General features: G+C 51.4%; 26 protein-coding genes. 23 read left to right on the top strand and 3 right to left on the bottom strand.

What is annotated here, in order from left to right; genetic code table 11:
* Nucleotides 1–59: 59 nt before the first annotated feature.
* The 23 genes from RX717_RS11060 (at nucleotide 60) to RX717_RS10955 (ending at nucleotide 17004) form a co-directional block, all read left to right on the top strand.
* Nucleotides 60–1217 carry a flagellar hook-basal body complex protein gene (locus tag RX717_RS11060; protein WP_082397028.1) on the top strand — a complete coding sequence of 386 codons (1158 nt, stop codon included), beginning with the start codon at nucleotides 60–62 and terminating at the stop codon, nucleotides 1215–1217.
* An 85-nt stretch (nucleotides 1218–1302) separates the two neighbouring features.
* Nucleotides 1303–1533 carry a flagellar FlbD family protein gene (locus RX717_RS11055; RefSeq protein WP_054327090.1) on the top strand — a complete coding sequence of 77 codons (231 nt, stop codon included), beginning with the start codon at nucleotides 1303–1305 and terminating at the stop codon, nucleotides 1531–1533.
* A gap of 57 nt (nucleotides 1534–1590) precedes the next feature.
* Nucleotides 1591–2430 carry a motility protein A gene (locus RX717_RS11050; protein WP_107631875.1) on the top strand — a complete coding sequence of 280 codons (840 nt, stop codon included), beginning with the start codon at nucleotides 1591–1593 and terminating at the stop codon, nucleotides 2428–2430.
* Nucleotides 2431–2464: 34 nt separating this feature from the next.
* Nucleotides 2465–3214, top strand: a complete 750-nt coding sequence (locus tag RX717_RS11045; protein WP_107631876.1) for an OmpA/MotB family protein — start codon at nucleotides 2465–2467, stop codon at nucleotides 3212–3214.
* A 33-nt stretch (nucleotides 3215–3247) separates the two neighbouring features.
* Nucleotides 3248–3790 (top strand): flagellar motor switch protein FliM, encoded by a 543-nt coding sequence (locus RX717_RS11040; RefSeq protein ID WP_316960286.1) that lies wholly within the window; start codon nucleotides 3248–3250, stop codon nucleotides 3788–3790.
* 49 nt (nucleotides 3791–3839) lie between these two features.
* Complete coding sequence (locus RX717_RS11035; protein WP_316960285.1) at nucleotides 3840–4280, top strand: FliM/FliN family flagellar motor switch protein; 441 nt, start codon at nucleotides 3840–3842, stop codon at nucleotides 4278–4280.
* A gap of 2 nt (nucleotides 4281–4282) precedes the next feature.
* Nucleotides 4283–5524, top strand: a complete 1242-nt coding sequence (gene fliY / locus RX717_RS11030; RefSeq protein ID WP_107631877.1) for a flagellar motor switch phosphatase FliY — start codon at nucleotides 4283–4285, stop codon at nucleotides 5522–5524.
* A gap of 24 nt (nucleotides 5525–5548) precedes the next feature.
* The gene (locus tag RX717_RS11025) at nucleotides 5549–5914 is read left to right on the top strand and encodes a response regulator (RefSeq protein WP_054327095.1); all 366 of its coding nucleotides are present in this window, start codon (nucleotides 5549–5551) and stop codon (nucleotides 5912–5914) included.
* Nucleotide 5915: 1 nt separating this feature from the next.
* Nucleotides 5916–6290 carry a flagellar biosynthetic protein FliO gene (gene fliO / locus RX717_RS11020; protein ID WP_054327096.1) on the top strand — a complete coding sequence of 125 codons (375 nt, stop codon included), beginning with the start codon at nucleotides 5916–5918 and terminating at the stop codon, nucleotides 6288–6290.
* Between the two features lie 5 nt (nucleotides 6291–6295).
* The gene (gene fliP, locus RX717_RS11015; protein ID WP_107631878.1) at nucleotides 6296–6961 is read left to right on the top strand and encodes a flagellar type III secretion system pore protein FliP; all 666 of its coding nucleotides are present in this window, start codon (nucleotides 6296–6298) and stop codon (nucleotides 6959–6961) included.
* A 24-nt stretch (nucleotides 6962–6985) separates the two neighbouring features.
* Complete coding sequence (fliQ, locus tag RX717_RS11010) at nucleotides 6986–7246, top strand: flagellar biosynthesis protein FliQ (RefSeq protein WP_054327098.1); 261 nt, start codon at nucleotides 6986–6988, stop codon at nucleotides 7244–7246.
* Nucleotides 7186–7809 (top strand): flagellar biosynthetic protein FliR, encoded by a 624-nt coding sequence (locus tag RX717_RS11005; RefSeq protein ID WP_316960284.1) that lies wholly within the window; start codon nucleotides 7186–7188, stop codon nucleotides 7807–7809. Before fliQ ends, RX717_RS11005 begins: the two co-directional genes overlap by 61 nt.
* On the top strand, nucleotides 7694–8038 hold the full coding sequence (locus RX717_RS11000; RefSeq protein ID WP_316960667.1) for a flagellar biosynthetic protein FliR: 345 nt from the start codon (nucleotides 7694–7696) through the stop codon (nucleotides 8036–8038). The genes RX717_RS11005 and RX717_RS11000 overlap by 116 nt, the downstream gene beginning before the upstream one ends.
* Nucleotides 8039–8066: 28 nt before the next feature.
* Nucleotides 8067–9137, top strand: a complete 1071-nt coding sequence (gene flhB / locus RX717_RS10995; RefSeq protein WP_107631880.1) for a flagellar biosynthesis protein FlhB — start codon at nucleotides 8067–8069, stop codon at nucleotides 9135–9137.
* A 26-nt stretch (nucleotides 9138–9163) separates the two neighbouring features.
* Entirely contained in the window at nucleotides 9164–11236 is a 2073-nt protein-coding gene (flhA, locus tag RX717_RS10990; protein ID WP_054327099.1) for a flagellar biosynthesis protein FlhA, read from the top strand.
* Between the two features lie 43 nt (nucleotides 11237–11279).
* Nucleotides 11280–12062 (top strand): sigma-70 family RNA polymerase sigma factor, encoded by a 783-nt coding sequence (locus RX717_RS10985; RefSeq protein WP_054327100.1) that lies wholly within the window; start codon nucleotides 11280–11282, stop codon nucleotides 12060–12062.
* 17 nt (nucleotides 12063–12079) lie between these two features.
* Complete coding sequence (locus RX717_RS10980) at nucleotides 12080–12835, top strand: flagellar hook-basal body protein (protein WP_107631881.1); 756 nt, start codon at nucleotides 12080–12082, stop codon at nucleotides 12833–12835.
* Nucleotides 12836–12859: 24 nt separating this feature from the next.
* Entirely contained in the window at nucleotides 12860–13576 is a 717-nt protein-coding gene (locus RX717_RS10975; RefSeq protein WP_107631882.1) for a flagellar hook-basal body complex protein, read from the top strand.
* 15 nt (nucleotides 13577–13591) lie between these two features.
* Entirely contained in the window at nucleotides 13592–14215 is a 624-nt protein-coding gene (locus RX717_RS10970; protein WP_174887850.1) for a chemotaxis protein CheC, read from the top strand.
* Nucleotides 14212–14691, top strand: coding sequence for a chemotaxis protein CheD (locus tag RX717_RS10965; RefSeq protein WP_054327103.1), 480 nt, complete (start codon nucleotides 14212–14214; stop codon nucleotides 14689–14691). Before RX717_RS10970 ends, RX717_RS10965 begins: the two co-directional genes overlap by 4 nt.
* A gap of 28 nt (nucleotides 14692–14719) precedes the next feature.
* A complete protein-coding gene (locus RX717_RS16035) occupies nucleotides 14720–15292 on the top strand; it encodes a chemotaxis protein CheW (RefSeq protein ID WP_442908764.1) in 573 nt (190 codons plus the stop codon).
* On the top strand, nucleotides 15289–15651 hold the full coding sequence (locus tag RX717_RS16030; protein ID WP_442908807.1) for a response regulator: 363 nt from the start codon (nucleotides 15289–15291) through the stop codon (nucleotides 15649–15651). The genes RX717_RS16035 and RX717_RS16030 overlap by 4 nt, the downstream gene beginning before the upstream one ends.
* 24 nt (nucleotides 15652–15675) lie before the next feature.
* On the top strand, nucleotides 15676–17004 hold the full coding sequence (locus RX717_RS10955; protein WP_082397030.1) for an EAL and HDOD domain-containing protein: 1329 nt from the start codon (nucleotides 15676–15678) through the stop codon (nucleotides 17002–17004).
* Nucleotides 17005–17075: 71 nt separating this feature from the next.
* Here the strand turns inward: RX717_RS10955 and RX717_RS10950 are convergent, their stop codons facing one another.
* The 3 genes from RX717_RS10950 to RX717_RS10940 all read right to left on the bottom strand — a co-directional run bounded on the left by RX717_RS10950 (nucleotide 17076) and on the right by RX717_RS10940 (nucleotide 19675).
* Nucleotides 17076–17258: a YjfB family protein gene (locus RX717_RS10950; protein ID WP_054327104.1), complete on the bottom strand. Its 183-nt coding sequence runs from the start codon at nucleotides 17256–17258 to the stop codon at nucleotides 17076–17078.
* 107 nt (nucleotides 17259–17365) lie between these two features.
* The gene (locus tag RX717_RS10945) at nucleotides 17366–18838 is read right to left on the bottom strand and encodes a flagellin N-terminal helical domain-containing protein (protein WP_316960282.1); all 1473 of its coding nucleotides are present in this window, start codon (nucleotides 18836–18838) and stop codon (nucleotides 17366–17368) included.
* A gap of 459 nt (nucleotides 18839–19297) precedes the next feature.
* Nucleotides 19298–19675: a bacteriohemerythrin gene (locus tag RX717_RS10940; protein WP_243182406.1), complete on the bottom strand. Its 378-nt coding sequence runs from the start codon at nucleotides 19673–19675 to the stop codon at nucleotides 19298–19300.
* Nucleotides 19676–19697: the final 22 nt, after the last annotated feature.

The following is a 19697-nucleotide window of genomic DNA, read 5'->3' as shown; positions in this document are numbered from 1 at the left end:
GCTCGTCCGTTTGACGGCTTCCGGCAGCGCGATGCTTGGAAGGAGCAATATCGTATCTTATGACAGGTTCTATGTATGCTGCGATTGCGGGCCTGCAGACCCACATGCAGAAGATGAATGTAATCGGAAACAACATTGCCAACGCCAATACATATGGCTTTAAGCCGGGCGTGACCTCTTTTACGGAATCCATGTACACTTCGAGCAAGGCAAGTACAGCGGGCGGCGCGCAGTACGGCGGCACCAACGCCGCGCAGATTGGCTATGGCTCCAAAATTGGCTCGATCGATCTGAACTTTGCACAGGGTACCTATGCGGCGACCGGTACAAACTCCCACCTGTATCTGGATGGCAACGGATTCTTTCTGGTAGGGCCAAAGCCGTCGAATATACAGGGAATCAATGACGACGGTACTACGGAAGAGATCACAGGCTATTACGAACCCGATCCCGATAACCTGACCCTGACCCGCGTGGGCAATTTCTGGCTGGACGGCGACGGGTATCTGGTGACTCCGGATGGCAACTGTGTATACGGCTTCATGCCGCAGGGTACAGATCAGATTACCGAAGGGGCGGGCAGCAATATCATGACGGATGCAGAGGGCAATGTCGTGTGGAACACCTGCCTGCAGCCGATCCGCCTGCCGCTCGCAGCACCCAAAGGAGACGGTACGGGTATTAAGGAGAACGGCGCGATGTATCCGGTCCTGGATGACCAGGGAGCAACAAACCAACTGGAATATCCCCAGAATGGTGGTGAGGATGTCAATATTAATAAGACGGTACCAGCGAGTGCGGTTAACCTGAGTGTTGGTCAAAACGGCGTAATCACTGCCGTTATTGACGGCGGCGATCCGATTACAGTCGGCGTCATCGCGGTAGGGAGTGTTATCAACCCGAACGGCCTGACCAAGCTCAGCAACGGCTATTACCAGGGTGGTAATAACGCGGGTGATATGACGGTCGGCACTTGCACCGGTGTTTTAGGCGATGCCTATCTGAACAATATGCCTGCCGATACGGCGACGTCGGATCTGGCGATCGGCAAGGGCGGCACGACCAAGATTATTGCAGGCGGCCTGGAATCGTCCAAGACCGACATTGCAGTTGAATTTGCCGACCTGATCACTGCACAGCGCGGTTTTCAGGCGAACACAAAAATCATTACTGTGACCGATGAAATGCTTTCCGATCTGGTAAGCATGAAGCGGTAAGGCAGGACGATAAGCAAAGGCTGGCAGGGCGGGCGCGTAAATTGCGCGCCCCGCACCCTGCATTGTATGGGAAAGGGGTAGTACAATGATCCGCTTGACAAAGCTGAACAGGGAACCATTCCTGTTGAACCATATGCAGATTGAAACCATTGAACTTATTCCGGAAACCAAAATCATTATGATGAACCATGACTATTACATCGTGCGGGAAACACCGGAGCGTGTCGTTGCCCTGATTGAGGAGTATACGGCCAAGGTGCGGGATATTTATCGGGAAATCACGATCTCTGATAAGCAAAACAGGGACTGGAAATAGATTGAAAGAAATATAGAAAAAATATAGAAAAACCCGGACAGGGGGATTGGCAGCAAAATGAATCTGACATTTATCATAGGCATTGTGTTTGGCTTCTTCATGATCATCTATGGCATTATCATGGGCGACACCCTGACTATGATCGATATAAATCAGCTGGAACAATTTGTAGATATTCCCAGTATTTTAATTGTAGTTGGCGGCACGCTGGCAACGGTTATCGCGGGCAATCCCATGAAGACTCTGGTAAAGTTCCCCAAGCATTTGAGCATCATACTGAACCAGAAAAAGTTCAATCCGGCAGGCATTATTGATGAAGTGGTTGAATTTGCTCAGATCGCACGAAAAAATGGATTGCTGGCATTGGAAGAGCCGGCGAGTCAGCTGGAAGACCCGTTCTTTAAGAAAAGCATCATGCTGATTGTGGACGGTAACGACTCGGAAAAAGTGCGTGAGATGCTGACAAGTGACATCGACCAACTGAGTGCGCGGCATGACGACGTTGCTTCCATGTATGAAAAAGGATCCGCTGCGGCGCCGGCATTCGGTATGATCGGCACCCTGATTGGTCTGGTCAAGATGCTGGCTGGTATGGGGGAATCAAGCACGGGAGCAAGCGATATTGGACCGGCTATGGCCACGGCGTTGATTACTACGTTTTACGGCTGTATTTTGGCGCATCTGGTGTTCAACCCGATCGCGAACAACCTTCGTACACGAGATGAAGAGGAATGCCTGTGCCGCCAGCTGGTCGTAGAAGGCGTTATGGCGATCCAGTCTGGCGAAAACCCGAAATTTATCAGGGAAAAGCTGGAAGGTTACCTGGAGCAGCAAGCGACTGGCGGAGAAGCTGGGGAATCAGGGAAAAAGAAGAAGGGCTCCAGAAAAGAAAAATAATGATCTGCCTGCGGTATAGGAGGGGCGATACGGCATGAAACGAAAAAAGGGCGGTGGCGGTGGCGCAAACTGGATGGATACCTATGGCGATATGGTAACCCTGCTGCTTTGCTTTTTCATTATGCTGTACAGCATGTCGACAATTAATGAAGAGAAATGGCAGCAGTTTGTGCAGAGCTTCCAGCGGCAGCCTTCTTCGGAGGCTGTGGGAATGGGAGGACAGGATAAGGTAGAAACGACTGAACAGGATGTGCAGGAGGCTCTCACACAGATTGCGGCGGCACTGAATGAATACAGCGCAGAGAATAACCTGCAGCAGCAGATGACCGTCACCCAGGGGGCAGATTATGTGTTCATTACCTTCCAGAATGCGGTTTTCTTTGCGGGCGACAGTTGGGAGCTGCTTGACAGCGGAAAAAGGATGCTGGACGAGGTTGCCAAGGCAATACAACCGCAGAGCAAACTGATTGACGAACTGCGTGTGATGGGACATACCTCACAGGGTTCCCCTGATAAGGCAAACGACCCGACGGTGGACCGTTTCCTGGCCTCGAACCGTGCGGCGACAGTAACCGTATATCTGCAAAACAAAAACGTAGTTGATGCGGATAAGCTGGTGAGTGTGGGCTATGGGCAGTGGCGGCCGATCGATGGCTTTGACACCGAGGAAGAGCGGGCGCACAACCGGCGTGTGGAACTGATGGTCACGGGACTGGATCCCGGCAGCGCCGAAAACAGTGTGGAGAAATATTTCACCATGCGCGAGGGCGCGTTGGAGGAGTAATAACAGTACGCAGGTAAAAGGATTTGTTATAACATGTCTGAAGTTTTATCACAAAGCCAAATAGATATGCTCCTCAACGCGGCGAGAAACGGCAATATTGACGCGGGAGTGGGGAATACCGCACAGTCTGAAGAAAAGCGGTATCCGAAATATGACTTCTACAGCCCTAAGAAGTTTACACGCGACAGGCTCAAGATGGTGAGTAGTGTTTTTGAAAGCTATGTCAGGGTGTTGTCCTCCCGATTGAACGCAATGCTGCATCTGGCATGCGACCTTGAGGTCGAGTCCGTTGAGGAACAGCGGTACTACGAGTTTTCCAATGCCTTGAGCGAACGGGATGTGCTGGTGCTGGTGCAGGATACGCTGGAGGATACGGGGGAAAAGGAGCCGATCCTGCTCCATATCACGACAGGCATCATGGTGAGTATGATTGACCGCCTGCTGGGGGGAAGCGGCGACGTAGAGGGCGAGATCGGATCGGATTATGAGTATACGGATATAGAGCTGAGGCTGTACACAGACCTTATGCGGAGCATGGTGGACTGTTTGGACAGCGCTTGGAAAAAATTATATTGATATCGGATTCCGGTTTAACCGCGTCGAGGTCAATCCGACGCTGGTTCAGTTGATCGGGCTGGATGAGGCCGTTGTTATCATTGGTATAACAGTAAAGACGGCTGTCAGCAGCGGACGCTTCAGTATATGCCTGCCAGGCACCATGCTGAGCGACGTGTTCAGCCAAATGAATCGGGAAACCAGCAGCATGCGCCAGCCCAATAAGCATGACAGCGATGAAATTATGGATTACCTGCGCGCCTCGGAGCTTCCCATTATTGCGGAACTGCAGCACACAACGCTGAGATTGTCAGATATTTACCATCTGCATGTTGGCGATGTGATAGATTTGGGACAGCCGAAGGATTCAAAGGTATTCCTGAATATAGGGGATAAGCGTTGGTTCGACGGCACCATGGGAGTGTTTCAGAAAAATAAAGCGGTTCGGATCGATAAGACCTATGTGCTGTCTGAAATGGGGCGCTTAGAAGATGAAGGAGAGAGGCAGTAAGAATGGCATCGAGTTTGTTTAGCCCAATGGCGATGGATGCAATTGGAGAGATTTTCAACATCAGTTTGGGCTCTTCTGCAACGGCTGTTTCCAATATGCTGGCGCGGCGTGTGGACATCACAACGCCCAAGGTATCGCTTGTATCCGCCGAAAATTTCACGCTTGGCGACCTACAGCCCGCAATCGGTGTAAAGATCGATTACATAGCCGGACTGACCGGAAGCAACATCATGCTGCTCAAACGGAGCGATGTGCGGGCGATCGCGGATATCCTGCTGGGAACGGAAACCAAAGACGAGGACTTCCAGATCAATGAGCTGAACATGAGTGCGATTTGTGAGGTCATGAATCAGATGATGGGGGCTGCATCCACCGCAATGTCTGATTTTCTCAATCGCATGGTGAATATCTCAACGCCGCAGGCGTTTGAGATACAGAGCTTGGATGAATTTGTGCGGGAATATTTCCCGTCAGGTGGAACGATGGTTGTCGTCCGCTTCCAGCTTAGCATTGAAAATGCAGTCGAAAGTGAATTTATGAGCGCGCTTAGCATGGATCTGGCGTGTGAACTGCTGGAGGGCTTTAACATTTCCGGTGCCGATGTCGGCCTGCCGGAGGAGCCGTCGCCACAGGCGGCGGCATCCCCAGCTCCATCGCCTGTGGCAGAGCAGGCAAGCGTCGGCGCGGCGTTGAGCCAGGATGAGATTGAAAAGCTGCTGGCACAGAATATGCCTTCCGCGGAAGTGTCGGCAGAGACACCGCAGCAGGCAGCCGTACAGTCGCCACAGGAAGCGGCACCTGCTCGTGCAGCTGAGATGCCGCAGCCTCAGATGCAGATGCCATATCCCCCGTATGGGATGCAGATGCCATACCCGCCCATGTATTACATGCCTCAGCCGCCGGCGGAGCCGAAAACAATCAAAACAAGCAGCCCTGTCATGCCGGAGCTGGACAGCAGGACGGCGCAGCTAACGCAAGAGCAGGAGGGCAATCTGGATTTGCTGATGTCCGTACCGGTGGACGTGTCAGTCGAAATCGGAAGGACGCGCCGGCGGGTAAAGGATATTTTGAATTATACAAAGGGCTCTCTTGTGGTGCTGGACCGATTGGCAGGGGATCGGGCGGATCTGTATGTCAATGGAAAATGCATTGCCAAAGGTGATATTGTGGTAGTTGACGATAACTTTGGCATCCGTATTGCCGAGATTATTGAACCGTTGGAACTGGAAGACCTAAGCAAGTAATTATAAAAAAGGATGGTTTTTACAATGGCGAAGATTTTACTGGTGGATGATGCGGCTTTTATGCGCATGATGGTCAAAAATACGCTGAATGAGAACGGCTATACCGACCTGTATGAGGCAAGTGACGGCGCGGAAGCAGTTACGAAATATGCAGAGCTGAAGCCCGATCTGGTGATTATGGATATTACCATGCCGAACATGGACGGTTTGGAAGCCCTGAAAGCGATTCGTAAAGCGGATCCAAACGCCTCGGTAGTGATGTGTTCTGCAATGGGGCAGGAGGCAATGGTAATCGAGGCGATCAAGTCAGGCGCCAAGGATTTCATCGTAAAGCCCTTTAAGCCGGACCGTATTATTAAAACCGTAAGCTCGATCGTGGGCCAGGCCTGATATGCCGCCCTTGCTTTCACTGGCAGGGATGCTGCTGTGTACAGCGGTTATATTGTTCCTAGCCTACTGGGTAACGCGGAAAATTGGGCTGAGCAGCGGCGTGGGGAATGCGGGCGTGGGCAGCCGGATGCGTGTTTTGGACAGGCTGCCAATAGGGACCGGCCAGTCCCTGCTGGTTGTTCAGCTTGGTGAGCAGTGCTTTGTTCTGGGAGTATCCAAGGAGCACATCAGCCTGATTGCCGAGTTGACGGAGGAGCAGGCGCAGTTATGGAAGAAATCGGCTGCGGTGCATAAGGCTGACACCGCTCCGGCGGCTTTTTTTGAGACGCTTTCCCGCAGGCTGCATGGAAGAGACGATCAGGATAAGGGGGGATAAGGGGCATGCCCGAAGGACTGATCAATGTAAATGGAGATAACGTCCAGACGCTGGAGGTATTGTTCCTTACCACAGTCATCGCGTTGCTTCCGTCCATCCTGGTTATGATGACCTCCTTTACCCGGATCATCATTTCTCTGTCTTTCCTGCGCAGTGCGATAGGGACACAGCAGAACCCGCCCAATATGGTGCTGATTGGGATTGCGCTGTTTTTAACACTGTTCATCATGAATCCGGTTTTAACGGAGATACAGCAAAACGCATATGAACCATATCGGCAACAGGCAATCACGCAGGAGCAGGCGCTTGAACGCGCGGAGGTCCCGCTGAAGCGGTTCATGCTGCGGCAGACCGAGCAGTCCTCGCTGAATATGTTTTGTGATCTGGCACAGGTGGATGCGCCTGCGTCCGAGGAGGAGGCGATGGCGCTGTCCATGCGGGTGGTCGTTCCCTCCTATATGACGAGCGAGCTCAAGCGAGCGTTTGAGATCGGCTTCTTTCTGTATATCCCCTTTATGCTGATCGATATTGTGGTTTCTTCCACATTGATGAGCATGGGTATGATTATGCTCCCGCCGGCGATGATCTCCATGCCGTTCAAGCTGCTGTTGTTTGTCACGGTGGATGGATGGCAGCTGTTGTTTTCCACGCTGGCGCAGGGCTTCCGATAGCGGTTGAGAAAGGCGGGTGCCATAGTGGATCAAAATCAGGTGATGGATATTCTGCGGCAGGGGATGTGGGTTGCAGTCAAGATCGGCGGGCCAATGCTGATTGCAAGTATGGCGGTCGGCATACTGGTTGCTATTTTTCAGGCGGCGACACAGATCCATGAGCAGACGCTCTCGTTTGTACCAAAGCTGCTCCTGATCGCAGTATTCTGTATGGTGGGCGGTGGATGGATGCTGAATACCATGCAGGACTTTACAAGAATGATTTTTACACAAATGCTGGGATAGGCGCACAGGGAGCAAAAAAGATGATAGATGAAGCGGGGCTGACATTGTTCCTGTATATCCTGATGCGGATGACAGGCTTTGTTGTTTTTAATCCGCTCTGGGGACGGATGAATGTGCCGGCTATGGTCAAGGCCGGAGTGAGCCTTGTTATGGCGGTCTTTGTCGGTGCGTTTGCCGTACAGAATGCTGTGGCTGTGCCGGCAACGGCAATAGAGCTTGCGCTGCGGCTTTTATTGGAGCTTGCACTGGGTTATCTGGTTGCAGTGGTCATGCATTGCTTCTTTTATGTGCCGCTTCTGGCGGGACATATGATTGATGCGCAAATGGGGATGAATATGTCCGAAAACTACGATCCTGCTATGGGGACCAATGTATCCCTTACCTCTACCTTGCTGAATATCATGCTTGTCCTGCTTTTTTTTCTCTGCGGGAGGGCATATCACACTACTGCGCATTTTACTCGATTCAGGCCGTATTATTCCATTTGGATCGGCTGTATTAGGGGAGCAGGCGGTTTCCAGCCTTCTGGAGCTGTTCGCTTCCTGTACAGTGCTGGCACTTAAGCTCAGCCTGCCTGTTTTGGCTGCAGAGCTTATCGGGCAGCTGGGAATGGGTATTCTGATGAAGGTAATACCGCAGATCAATGTATTTGCTATCAACTTTGAATTAAAGATCCTGCTGGGGTTGCTGTTGGTGACATTGCTCATGCCGCTGATGGGGGAATTCCTTTTGGGTATGGAAAAGCAAATGCTGGTGGCAATCGAGCAGATGATAAAAACGACAATATTATAGTATTGCAGCCGGAAAGGGGGGAGCGGGCATGGCGGCTGGAGAAAAGACCGAAAAAGCGACACCAAAACGGCGCCGTGACGAACGAAAAAAGGGTAATGTTTTGATGAGCCGCGACGTGGTCGCAGTGGCAACCCTGTTTGCCAGTTATGTGACGCTTCGCATTGGCTTGCCTTTGATGGCAGAGGCTATGGCCGCGCTGGTACGCTTTTGCATCGGGCTGGTGGGAAGCCTGCCGACCGGCGGCGCGAGCGCCATAGGGACTGAACTGAAGGCACAGTCTATGATGGCGTTGGCGCGGTCCGTCGCGCTCCCTCTTCTTATCACTATATTGGCAGCGGTTGCCGCAACATTTGCACAGACAAGGCTTCTGGTGTCATTTGAGGCGCTCCGGCCCAAGTTCAGCAGACTGAATCCTTTGCAGGGGATCAAACGGCTTTTTTCACTGAAAAGCATTATAGAGGCATTCAAAGGCGTGCTGAAAATAGCGATACTGCTGTTTTTGATCTACCGGTTTGTGGAGGGAGCGCTTTTAAAGTTTGCCCAGTATATGAATATGGATCTGGCAAGATCGATTCAGTCTATGCTGGAATTGGGGCTTGGCCTGTTGCTGGAGGTGGCGGCAGCGTTTCTGGTGATTTCCTTTTTTGATTACCTGTACCAATGGTGGGAATTTGAGCGACAGCTCAAAATGTCCAAACAGGAGATTAAAGAGGAATACAAGCAGATGGAAGGCGACCCGCAGATTAAAGGGAAAATTAAAGAGCTGCAGCGAAGAATGGCGCGTTCGCGCATGATGCAGGCTGTGCCGGGCGCGGATGTGGTCATACGAAATCCGACGCACTTTGCGGTCGCATTGCGTTATCGCACCGGACAGGATGCAGCTCCGGTTGTGGTCGCCAAGGGGCAGGATGCGTTGGCCCTGCGTATTGTAGCCGTAGCGGAGCAAAGCGGCGTTGCGGTGGTCGAAAACAAGCCGTTGGCGCGGGCGCTGTATGCGTCGGCCGAGGTTGGGCAGATGATACCGGCAGAGCAATATGGTCCGGTGGCAGATGTGCTGGTTTATATCTACAAGCTGAATCATAAAAAACCGGTTGGTTAAAGATATAGGGAAGTAACGGTGAAACGATGAAACGAATTTTTGACAATGTCATATCTGTGTTCGTGGTGGTCATCGTGCTTTTTCTTCTGATTCCGCTGCCGCCATTCCTGCTGGACGTATTTTTTATTCTGAATATTTCATTGTCGCTGATCATCCTGCTGATCACGATGAATATTAAGGAGCCGCTGGAATTTTCAATTTTTCCGTCGCTTCTGCTGATCACGACGCTGTTCCGTCTGGGACTGAATGTTTCCTCAACGCGCCTGATCCTGTCTGAGCAGGGGGAAGCAGGGCAGGTAATCAAGGTCTTTGGCGAATTCGTTATTCAGGGCAACGTGGTTATCGGCGTCATCATATTTCTGATCATTGTATTGATGCAGTTTATCGTAATCACAAAGGGCGCGGAGCGCGTGGCAGAAGTCGCAGCGCGTTTTACGCTGGACGCCATGCCTGGAAAGCAGATGGCGATTGATGCAGATTTGTCCTCCGGTATCATAAACGAACAGGATGCCAGACGCCAGAGAGCGAAAATCCAGCGGGAAGCAGACTTCTATGGTGCAATGGACGGCGCGACCAAAATCGTAAAAGGTGATGCGATCATGTCGATCATCATCACCTCGATCAACTTTATCGCGGGCTCAATCATTGGCATTGTACAGTCTGGCATGGAACTGAGCGATGTTCTCAGCATTTACTCGATTGCAACGATTGGCGACGGCTTGGTATCGCAGCTGCCGGCGCTGATGATTTCCACAGCTACCGGCATGATCGTAACACGTTCGGTTGCAGATGGAAGCCTGAACAACGATGTAATCCGTCAGTTTCTGGCGCAGCCGCGCGCGCTTTCGATTGCGGGGCTGATACTTGCCATATTTGCGGTCCTTCCCGGTACGCCGCATGTTCAGCTCATATTGATCTCGGCTGCTCTGTTTCTGGTCAGCCGGCGGGTAACCAGCCAGATGGAGGCGCTGGAACGGCAGCAGCAGGAATTGCCGGCGGCACAGGAAGCTGCAAAACGCGAGGCGGAAGCACAGCAATCCGAGATGGATTATTATAAAGATATTAATAATGTGTACTCGCTGATCAATATCGAGCCGATCGAAATGGAATTTGGATATAGTCTGATCCCGCTGGTTGATGAATCGAGCGGGGGCAAGCTGATCAGCCGTATCGTTATTTTTCGGCGCCAGTATGCACAGGATATGGGCTTTGTCGTGCCGTCTATCCGCTTGCGTGATGTGGCGATGCTGGGGACCAACCAGTATGTCATCAAGATTAAAGGGGAGGAAGTGGCGCGCGGAGAGATCCTGACAGATTATTATCTTGCGTTGGAGCCGCCGAATCCCGCAGGGGAAATCGACGGGATTGAAACCATAGAACCCTCCTATGGGATTCCCTCTCGCTGGATTCTGCCCGAAAATAAAGAAATGGCGGAGATCTATGGCTATACAGTGATCGACCCGCTTTCGGTTATGCTGACACATTTGTCGGAAACGATTAAAAAGCATACCTATGAAATCCTGAACCGTGCGGAAACCATACAGCTTGTGGATAACATGAAGAGAATCGCCCCCCAGTTGGTGGAAGAGGCGTTCCCCAACGTTATCTCCTATGCAATGCTGGAGAAGATTCTGAAAAACCTGTTAAAAGAAGGGATACCGATTAAGGATATGGTGACCATCGTCGAAACGGTTGTTGACGCGGTAGCGATTACCAGGGATACGGATTTGATTACCGAAAGCGTGCGTGCCCAGTTGAAGCGGACGATTACCCACCGGTTCTGCGAGGATGGAAAGCTGAACGTAATTACACTGGATGCAGAAGTGGAGAAGAAGATCGTGGCAAGCCTGACGAAAAACGAACAGGGCGTTTATCTTGCCATCGGCCCCGAACTGATGCAAAAGCTTTTGTCACAGCTGGGGGAATATGTAAAAAAGTTTGCCGAGCTTTCGCAGAAGCCGATTCTGCTGACCAGCCATATCATCCGGATATATTTGAGCAGGCTGCTGGAACAGTTTTATCCGGATATAACAGTGCTTTCCTTTAATGAGATTATTACAAACGTGCAGATTCAGTCGCTGGGAAACGTTACGCTTTGATCTGGCATAGCCCGGAAGATGAGAGAGGACGGGAAGAGGCGTTTTGGAAGAACAGAAGCAGTGGGCAGAGCTGTCGAACGAGGCGCTGCTCGAAGAGTATAAGCAGTCCGGTGATAAGGAACTGAAAAAGGTTCTGGTGATGCGGTATGCCTGTCTTGTAAAAAATGTGGCACTAAAGCTGCGTGGGGTTTATGCCAGCTTCGCACAGGTCGATGATATTATTAACGAGGGGATCATCCTTTTAATGAATGCTCTGGATAAATTTGATCTGAGCCAAAATGTAAAGTTTGAAACCTTTATATGCAAACGCCTGCGCGGCATGATTATTGATGTTGCGCGGAAGCAGGACTGGATCCCCCGGTCCGTGCGCCGACATATGCGGGAGATCGATGAGGCCAATGGGCAACTATATACTCGACTGGGCAGGGCGCCAACAGATCAGGAGGTGGCAGGGCATCTTGGTATCAGCGTGGAGCGCTACCAAGCAGAGCTTGCCAAGACTGCTTTGTGCAATGTGCTTTCCCTGGACATGATGCTGGATGAAAACGATTCCGACACATTGGTGAAAAAGCTGCCGCAGAGTGACGCGGACGCCCAGCCGGAGGAGCGTTATCAGAAGAAGGAGATGCAGAAAGTTTTGCGTGACAGTATTGCAGGGCTGCGGGAAAATGAGCAGGTTGTTCTGTCACTGTATTATCAGAAGATGTTGCAGATGAAAGAGATAGCAAAGGTGCTTGGCGTAAGCGAGCCACGTGTTTCTCAGATCCATTCCAATGCGATCCGGAAGCTCCGAGCCGCAATGACAGCCTATATATATGATACATAACGAGGGAGGAATACGCAGTGTATAAAGGATTTTACGATCTGACCTCGGCCATGCTCACGCAGACGAGGAACCTGGATGTGATCGGCAATAACATGAGCAATACTGCCACCACAGGCTATAAAGCAGATCGCTATGCGGACACGACCTTTGATGAGGTTATGCGCAGCCGGGTGGGGAACAAGCAGAAAGCCCCGCAGGCATTGGGTACAACGACGAGTTATATCACAGCGCTCGATGAGGTATATACCGATCACTCCCAAGGTGGGCTGGAGCAGACGGGGCTTCCGTTCGATTTTGCCATAGAAGGGGAAGGATATTTTGCCGTTCAAAGTGCGTCGGGGCGGGTATATACGAGAAACGGATCGTTTATGCTGGACGATCAAGGTTATCTCTACCTTGCTGGACAAGGGCGCGTACTGGGACAGAACGGACAGCCTATCTATCTGGGGACGGATCATATCACTGCCTTAACTGATGGTACGATCATGGGGCCAGACGGACGTGTGCTGGGAGCCTTGGGTGTATTTGCATTTGCCGATCCAGCGCAGACGCTGGAAAAGACGGGGGAGGGGATGTTCACTGCCAATACCCAGCCGCAGGCAGCAGGCAACCGGATAATCCACCATAAAATGATTGAGCGCTCCAATATTGACCTGGTACAGCAGATGACCGAGATGATGACCTGCCAACGTGCCTTGCAGAGTTCATCGCAGTTAAGCAAAATGTATGATCAGCTTATGACGAAGACTTCGACCGAACTTGGGCGAGTTTAAAAAATCGAAAGGGAGCCTTAAAGCATGAATCAGTCCTTTTATGCCGCTTCTGTTGCAGTATCGCAGCAACAGAAACGACTGAACGTAACAGCCAATAATCTGGCAAACGTCAATAATGCCGGCTTTAAAGCGGAAAAAGCGCAGTTTTCCGACCTGCTTTACCGGAACTGGACGGGACCCGATAATGCAGCCCTGCCGCGTGGGTCGGGCAGCCGCATGATCCAGACGGCGACGGATTTTTCTCAGGGCGCCATGATGACGCGGGAGTCCGGCCAAAACTATGGCATAGAGGGACGCGGCTTTTTTGCCCTGCTGAATCCACAGAGCAATGAAATATGCTATACGCGCTCTGGCGCTTTCCACTGGGGAAGTGTCCAGCGCGGAGAGCAGGCGGTGTTCTACCTGTGCGACAGCGACGGGTATTATGTGCTTGATCAAAACAGGCAGCCGATTGAGTTGACCAATGGTACGGAAGCGGCGTATCCCGTTGGTGTATTTGATTTTGCCAATACGGATGGGATGCAGCATTTGGGCTCTAACAAGTTGCTTCCAGTTGCAAAGAACGGCGCGCCGCTGCCAGCAACAGGCAAGGCGATGAAAGGCGTATTGGAAGCATCTAATACAGACATTGCAACGGAGTTCGGTAAGGTGATCGAGGCGCAACGGTCTTTTTCCTATGCGCTGAAGATGCTGCAGACACAGGATGAAGTGGAGTCAACAATCAACGGCTTAAGGACCTGATAGGAGAGCAAGTACGTGAATTTACGAAAATATGAGGAAATGAATTCACAGCAGATCGATGCACTGCGTGAAGTAGGCAGTATAGGGACGGGAAATGCTGCGACAGCTTTATCCGCATTGTTGGGCTGCGAGGTGCGCATCCCTCTGCCAGAGGTTCAGGTGCTGGAGTTCAACGACGCTGTAGAAAAGCTGGGTGGCTTTGAAACCGTTTCTGCAGGCATCATCTCCAGCCTGAGTGGAGAAATCAATGGGTTGATGCTGGCGCTGGTGCAGCTGGATGCAATCAACCTGATCCTGAAGCACATTATGGGAAAGCAGATCGTCAGTTATGACGACCTGACAGAGCTGGAGGATTCAGCGGTTATCGAGGTCGGGAACATACTGATCTCCTCTTTTGTCAATGCGCTGTCCGGACTGTCCGGCGTCAAGATCGTGCCATCGGTACCCCAGCTGACGATCGATATGCAGGGAGCGATCATTACCGTACCAATGGCGGCTTACGGCAACCAGTCGGATTACATTATGCTGATCGGGGGCAGCTTTCTGGTAGAGGGGAAGGAGCTTCCCTGCCGGCTGCTCCTTGCGCCGGATGTACGTTCGCTGAATTATCTTCTGCACAGGTTGGGAATTGACGGATGAATAAGCTGACAGTCGGCATTGCCGATATGAAAATGGCACGCGATGAGGGCGTTTTAATTACCTATGCATTAGGCTCCTGCATAGGCATTTGTCTCTATGACCCATTTATCAGGCTGGGGGCGCTGGTGCATGTCATGTTGCCGCTCAATATGGAAGCGAACCGTACCTCGCCGTTGAAGTATGCGGATACTGGGATACGCCTGACGATCAGTAAGATGGAACAAAGAGGCGCGCGGCGCTCGCGCCTGGTAGCAAAGATCGCGGGCGGGGCGAAAATGTTTGACGTAGCAGGGAACGGGAGCCTGGGCAGCATCGGGCAGAGGAACATCGACAGCGTGCATCAGGTGCTGCAGCAGGAGCGGGTTCGGCTGTTGCGAGAGGATGTCGGCGGACGAAGTGCGCGCACGTTGTTATTTGATGTTGCTACCGGAGAGGGCTGCATCAAGGTCGTCGGTAAGGCGGAGAAAATACTTTGACATAACAGCGATCGAAGGAGTGGGAATTATGCAGGAAAACAAGCGCGGCAATATCTTACTGGAATCGGGAACCAACGAAATTGAAATCATGCAGTTTACGGTCGATGATAACCTGTATGGCATTAATGTCGCAAAGGTGCGTGAGATTATGATGAGCGTGCCGGTAAAAGCAATGCCGCATGCCCATCCCGCGGTGGAGGGAATATTCAAGCCGCGCGATGTTGTGCTGACCGTGGTGGATCTTCCATTCTATCTCACAGGGCAGCATTCCAAGCCAAACCCCAAGGATTTGTTTATCGTTACCAATTTCAATAAAATGTATATTGCATTCCGCGTGCATACAGTGGTGGGGATCAGCCGCATTTCGTGGACAGATATTCAGAAGCCGGACAAAACGGTTTCCGGCGGCGAGGAAGGCGTGGCCACAGGCATTGCCCAGTGCGAAGGGCAACTGGTGACTGTGCTTGATTTTGAACGAATCGTTGCGGAAATAGCGCCAGAAACCACAATACAGATATCTGAAATCGAAAAAAGGGGGCGCGTGCGCAGCGTAGCTGTCCGGTGCTGGTGGCGGAGGACTCGATCCTGCTGTCGCGTATGATACAGGATTCACTCGAAAAGGCAGGATATACAAACCTGCACATGTTCGCAAATGGGCAGGAGCTGTGGGATTATATCGAACCGCTGGCAGAGGAGCCAGCGAACTTGGAAAGGCATGCTGCACTGGTTATCACCGATATTGAAATGCCCAGTATGGATGGACACAGGCTGACCAAGCTGATCAAATCTGACCCGGTGCTGCGCGAGATACCGGTTATTATTTTCTCATCGCTGGTGACTGAGGAAATGCGTGTGAAGGGAAAGGAACTTGGTGCGGACGAGCAGCTATCCAAGCCTGAGATTGGACACCTGGTGGATGTGATGGACGGCTTGCTGGATAAAAAGAAGCAGGCAAGGTAAAAGCGGCCAAAGGGGGCAGATTTCATGGTAAAAAATAAATATATTGTCCGGCAGGCAATCAAGGACGCGGACAGCCATGTGCTGGGATATGAGATTATGTATTCCAACGGAAATGAGGCATACGGAGGGGATACGGGAGAGGATGCGGCGGCTGCGGAAGCAATTTACGACTTCCTGATGCAGAACTCTGAAAAAGCCCTTAAGGATTCCTGTACATTTATGACCTTCACCAGTTCCTTGCTGGCGCGCCGCACACCGCATCTGTTTAAGAACGACTCGCTCATCATTCAAATCGATGACAGTGTAATCATCCATCCTTTTGCCATGCATTTGGTACAGCAGTATGCAAAAGAGGGATACCAGATTGCAGTCAACGATTTTCAGTTTATGCCGCGCTATCTGGGCATGTTGGAATATATCTCCTATATCAAACTCAATATGCAGACAACAGGAGGCAACTCGGCGGAAAATGTCATGCGTGTGGCGCACAGTATGAATAAGCGTGTGATCGCCACGGGCGTGGATGACCAGCAGAAGTTTGACCAGGCCAGAGAACTGGGCGTTTATGGCATGCAGGGAGCATTTGTGGCAGATAAGTTGGCGAATAAGGTGCATCAAAGCGGCTACCTGCGCAGCAATTTCTTTCGTCTGGTTGTTGCGGTTACACGTGAGGAGCCCGATGTACAGGAAATTGAGCAGATCATTTCCATGGATGTTACACTGACTTACAGCCTGCTCAAAATTGCCAACTCGGCTTATTTTGCGCGCCGTACACAGACGACCTCCGTCCAGCAGGCGATTATGACACTTGGATTAAACCAGATTAAGCGCTGGGTATACCTGCTCAGCGCGGGCGACCAGAGCGCGCAGGAGCTGGAGGATTCCGAGGAGTTTATCAAACGGTCGTTTATGCGAGCAAGCTTTGCAGGCGAGCTGCACCGCTATATGAAGCAGAAGCCCTTGACCCGTTCAGAGGCATACCTGCTTGGTATGTTCTCTACGCTGGGCTACCTGATCGATGCGCCGATGGAGGATATCCTTTCGGATATCCCGATGGTGGACGAACTACGGAATGCATTGCTCAGACATGAAGGGACTGCGGGCAAGCTGCTTGAACTGATCATAAGCTATGAGAAGGCAGATTGGAAGCAGATTACGGAAAACGCGGAAGCGCTGGGAATACCGGCAAACCTGCTCACGACCATTTATTTCGACTGTATGGAGGAAGTGAACCGGATGTGGGAGCAGATGCTCCACCCGGCTATGAGCGAAGAGGAGGCCGCCGATGCGCAAGCGGCGCTCACGGCGCAGCCTGACAATGAAAAAGAGTCTCTGCCAAGAGAGGAGAACTAAAAAAGGAGCCATATGGCTCCTTTTTTATGAAAATATCAGGGGAGGTACGGCGCCGTACCTCCCCATTGGCATTATGCACAGGTATTGATATGCTCTCCCACGCCCGGCTGGGCGGGAAGCATCTGCAGAAGCTCCTGCGCGGCAAGCTCCGCGGAGTCCATCGACTTTTTGGCAATCGAGATCGATACGCTCTGCTGTAGCTGTGCCGCATGCATGGAAACCGAAAGACCAGCGATATCGCTCATCATACTCATTTGTGGTTACCTCCTCTTTGCGGGTCCATAAATGCAGGAAAGCACGCGGAAATGCGTGCCTTCCTGTGATGTGTAGGGATAATAAATATTGCAGTACAACAAAAACCTTACTGCAGGAGCTGCAGAACGCCCTGCGGCACCTGGTTGGCCTGCGCGAGCATTGCCTGCGCGGACTGCACCAGAATGTTGTTCTTGGTGTAAGCCATCATCTCGTCGGCCACGTCGGTGTCGCGGATGGTGGACTCGGCGTCCTGGATGTTCTCCGTCATGACGGACAGGTTATTCTGGGTGTGCTCCAGACGGTTCTGGGTCGCGCCCAACTCACCGCGAATAGAGGATACCTTATTGATCGCGTCCTTGATAGACTTGACCGCAGCCTGCGCGGCATCCTGAGAAGCAACACTGATGCTGCTCAGACCAAGAGCCTGTACATGTACATCGCCGATTTTAACCTTCATTTGGTTATAATCATCCGAAGTATCGCCAATCTGTAGGGTCAGACCAGTGCCGTTTTGATCAGCGGTAAACTCCAAGGTGTTAGCATTATTTTTTACACTGATACCCGTACCCTTCAATGCAGCATTAATCGCCGCAGCGTTGGCATCTGCATCTGTACCCAGCACGATAGCGGTTGCACCCTCCGTGTTTGTTTCATCACCAGCTTTAGCTACAAACTCATAAGTCTTGCCGTTAAGCGTAAAGCTATCGCCAGCTTGCAGTGTATTGCCACCGGCCAGCGTTGTTTTTGCGTTGGCACCCGCAGTAACAGTTGCGTTCGTACCAGTAATAACACCGGTATCATTGCTGCTCATGGTGATAACCTTAGCGCCATTTTTACCGGCAACCTTAGAGGTCAGTTCAACCTTAGCGCCTGTTCCGCCGACATCAAAAACTGCAGACAGCTCTGCATTTTTGGAAATTGCATCCCGAATTGCAGTGGCTTGACCATTTGCATCGTTTGTATCACCAGCATAAGTAATTTCAACCTTTTTCAGTTGACCATCCGCAGTTGCATACTCTACGGTAAGCTTGTGATCGCCTGCCGTACCCTTCGCGGCAACCGTGATTTCAGATTTCGCGCCAGTAGCTGCAACATTGGTAATCGTGCCTGTCGTACCAGCAACTGTAGCAGCCGTCATATCAATTTCTGTCTCTGCCAAGGAACCGTCCAACAGCTTGATGCCGTTGAAGTTAGAGCTGTCCGCGATGCGGTCGATTTCTTCCTTGAGTTTGTCTACTTCCAACTGAAGATTGCTGCGGTCAACCTCGTTGTCATAGGTGCCGTTCGCAGACTGGGTGGCCAGCTCGACCATACGGTTGAGCATGTCCTGCACTTCCTGCATCGCACCCTCACCGGTCTTTACCAGCGAGATACCGTCCTTTACGTTCTTCTGCGCAGTTTCCAGACCAGTGATCTGTGCGCGCATCTTCTCGGAAATCGCAAGGCCGGCCGCGTCGTCGCCCGCGCGGTTGATCTTGTAGCCCGAGGACAGCTTTTCAAGGTTCTTGGATAGTGCCGAGGTATTGTTGTTGTAGTTGCGGTAGGCGTTCATCGCCATGATGTTATGCTGAATACGCATAATGTTTGTTCCTCCTTGAGCATTACAGGGAAAATCCATTTTCCCCAACAAATTTAATTTTCCTGCCGCGTCCCGTGAGCTCGAACAGGACAGGGCAGAAGTAGTGCCGCGGCGGGCGGCGCCGCCCGTAAGCCGGACCAGGGGATTTATGTACCCCCTCAATGGCTGCCGCTATTGGCTTACATATAAATTATCGGCGGTGTATCACATAAAATAAGGGAAAAATAAAAAAATATGGGGTGCTTATATAAAAAAGAGCTTGCAAATAAAAAAAGTTGAACAACACCTTTTTTTAGATAAAAATCAGCCGATATAATAAACGAACCCATTGAGAGAGAGTCTATGGCCAAGGTCCGCGCCTTTGGTTGTGGACTCTTTCTTGCTTCGGAATACCCCCGGATGAAAGCGAATGAAAAACACCCGCCGTTATGGCGGGTGTTTTTTCAAGAACAGGTGATCTTATGTGTTTTCACGGATAAACGAAGCGAGCCGCTTATCCTCCCTGCGAATATGGTTAATCAAAACATTGACCAGCTGGTTCAGGCGCTGAAGATTTTCCATGGTACCGCCCGCACGTTTGATGGCATCCGCAGCATCGCGGATCTGCTTTTTATAATTTACATGGAAGGTACGGTGTGCATCGTAGTGCGGATAATGGTATTGCTTCTGTAGCTGTTCCTCATCCCCGAAGTGCTTTGCGACATAATCGGAAAGAAACTCTGCGGTGTCCCGAAGCGAGTCTCGGCCCCGTCCGGAGGCACAGGCATCCAGAAGGGCATTGATGGCTTCAAACAGCTGTGTATGCTCAGAGTCGATCAGTTCATTGCCGGTAACCAATTCTGGTGTAAGGGAATAGCGC

The organism is Intestinibacillus sp. NTUH-41-i26 (assembly GCF_032769475.1).
Lineage (GTDB): Bacteria > Bacillota > Clostridia > Oscillospirales > Butyricicoccaceae > Agathobaculum > Agathobaculum ammoniilyticum.
The sequence above is the reverse complement of the archived record's forward strand: the minus strand, read 5'-3'. Positions and strand labels throughout refer to the sequence as shown.

Coding starts and splice junctions, on each gene's coding strand:
- RX717_RS11060 (WP_082397028.1), top strand. CDS start 60: ATGACAGGTTCTATGTATGCTGCGATTGCGGGCCTGCAGACCCACATG.
- RX717_RS11055 (WP_054327090.1), top strand. CDS start 1,303: ATGATCCGCTTGACAAAGCTGAACAGGGAACCATTCCTGTTGAACCAT.
- RX717_RS11050 (WP_107631875.1), top strand. CDS start 1,591: ATGAATCTGACATTTATCATAGGCATTGTGTTTGGCTTCTTCATGATC.
- RX717_RS11045 (WP_107631876.1), top strand. CDS start 2,465: ATGAAACGAAAAAAGGGCGGTGGCGGTGGCGCAAACTGGATGGATACC.
- RX717_RS11040 (WP_316960286.1), top strand. CDS start 3,248: ATGTCTGAAGTTTTATCACAAAGCCAAATAGATATGCTCCTCAACGCG.
- fliY (WP_107631877.1), top strand. CDS start 4,283: ATGGCATCGAGTTTGTTTAGCCCAATGGCGATGGATGCAATTGGAGAG.
- RX717_RS11025 (WP_054327095.1), top strand. CDS start 5,549: ATGGCGAAGATTTTACTGGTGGATGATGCGGCTTTTATGCGCATGATG.
- fliO (WP_054327096.1), top strand. CDS start 5,916: ATGCCGCCCTTGCTTTCACTGGCAGGGATGCTGCTGTGTACAGCGGTT.
- fliP (WP_107631878.1), top strand. CDS start 6,296: ATGCCCGAAGGACTGATCAATGTAAATGGAGATAACGTCCAGACGCTG.
- RX717_RS11005 (WP_316960284.1), top strand. CDS start 7,186: ATGGATGCTGAATACCATGCAGGACTTTACAAGAATGATTTTTACACA.
- flhB (WP_107631880.1), top strand. CDS start 8,067: ATGGCGGCTGGAGAAAAGACCGAAAAAGCGACACCAAAACGGCGCCGT.
- flhA (WP_054327099.1), top strand. CDS start 9,164: ATGAAACGAATTTTTGACAATGTCATATCTGTGTTCGTGGTGGTCATC.
- RX717_RS10975 (WP_107631882.1), top strand. CDS start 12,860: ATGAATCAGTCCTTTTATGCCGCTTCTGTTGCAGTATCGCAGCAACAG.
- RX717_RS10965 (WP_054327103.1), top strand. CDS start 14,212: ATGAATAAGCTGACAGTCGGCATTGCCGATATGAAAATGGCACGCGAT.
- RX717_RS16035 (WP_442908764.1), top strand. CDS start 14,720: ATGCAGGAAAACAAGCGCGGCAATATCTTACTGGAATCGGGAACCAAC.
- RX717_RS16030 (WP_442908807.1), top strand. CDS start 15,289: ATGATACAGGATTCACTCGAAAAGGCAGGATATACAAACCTGCACATG.
- RX717_RS10955 (WP_082397030.1), top strand. CDS start 15,676: ATGGTAAAAAATAAATATATTGTCCGGCAGGCAATCAAGGACGCGGAC.
- RX717_RS10950 (WP_054327104.1), bottom strand. CDS start 17,258: ATGAGTATGATGAGCGATATCGCTGGTCTTTCGGTTTCCATGCATGCG.
- RX717_RS10945 (WP_316960282.1), bottom strand. CDS start 18,838: ATGCGTATTCAGCATAACATCATGGCGATGAACGCCTACCGCAACTAC.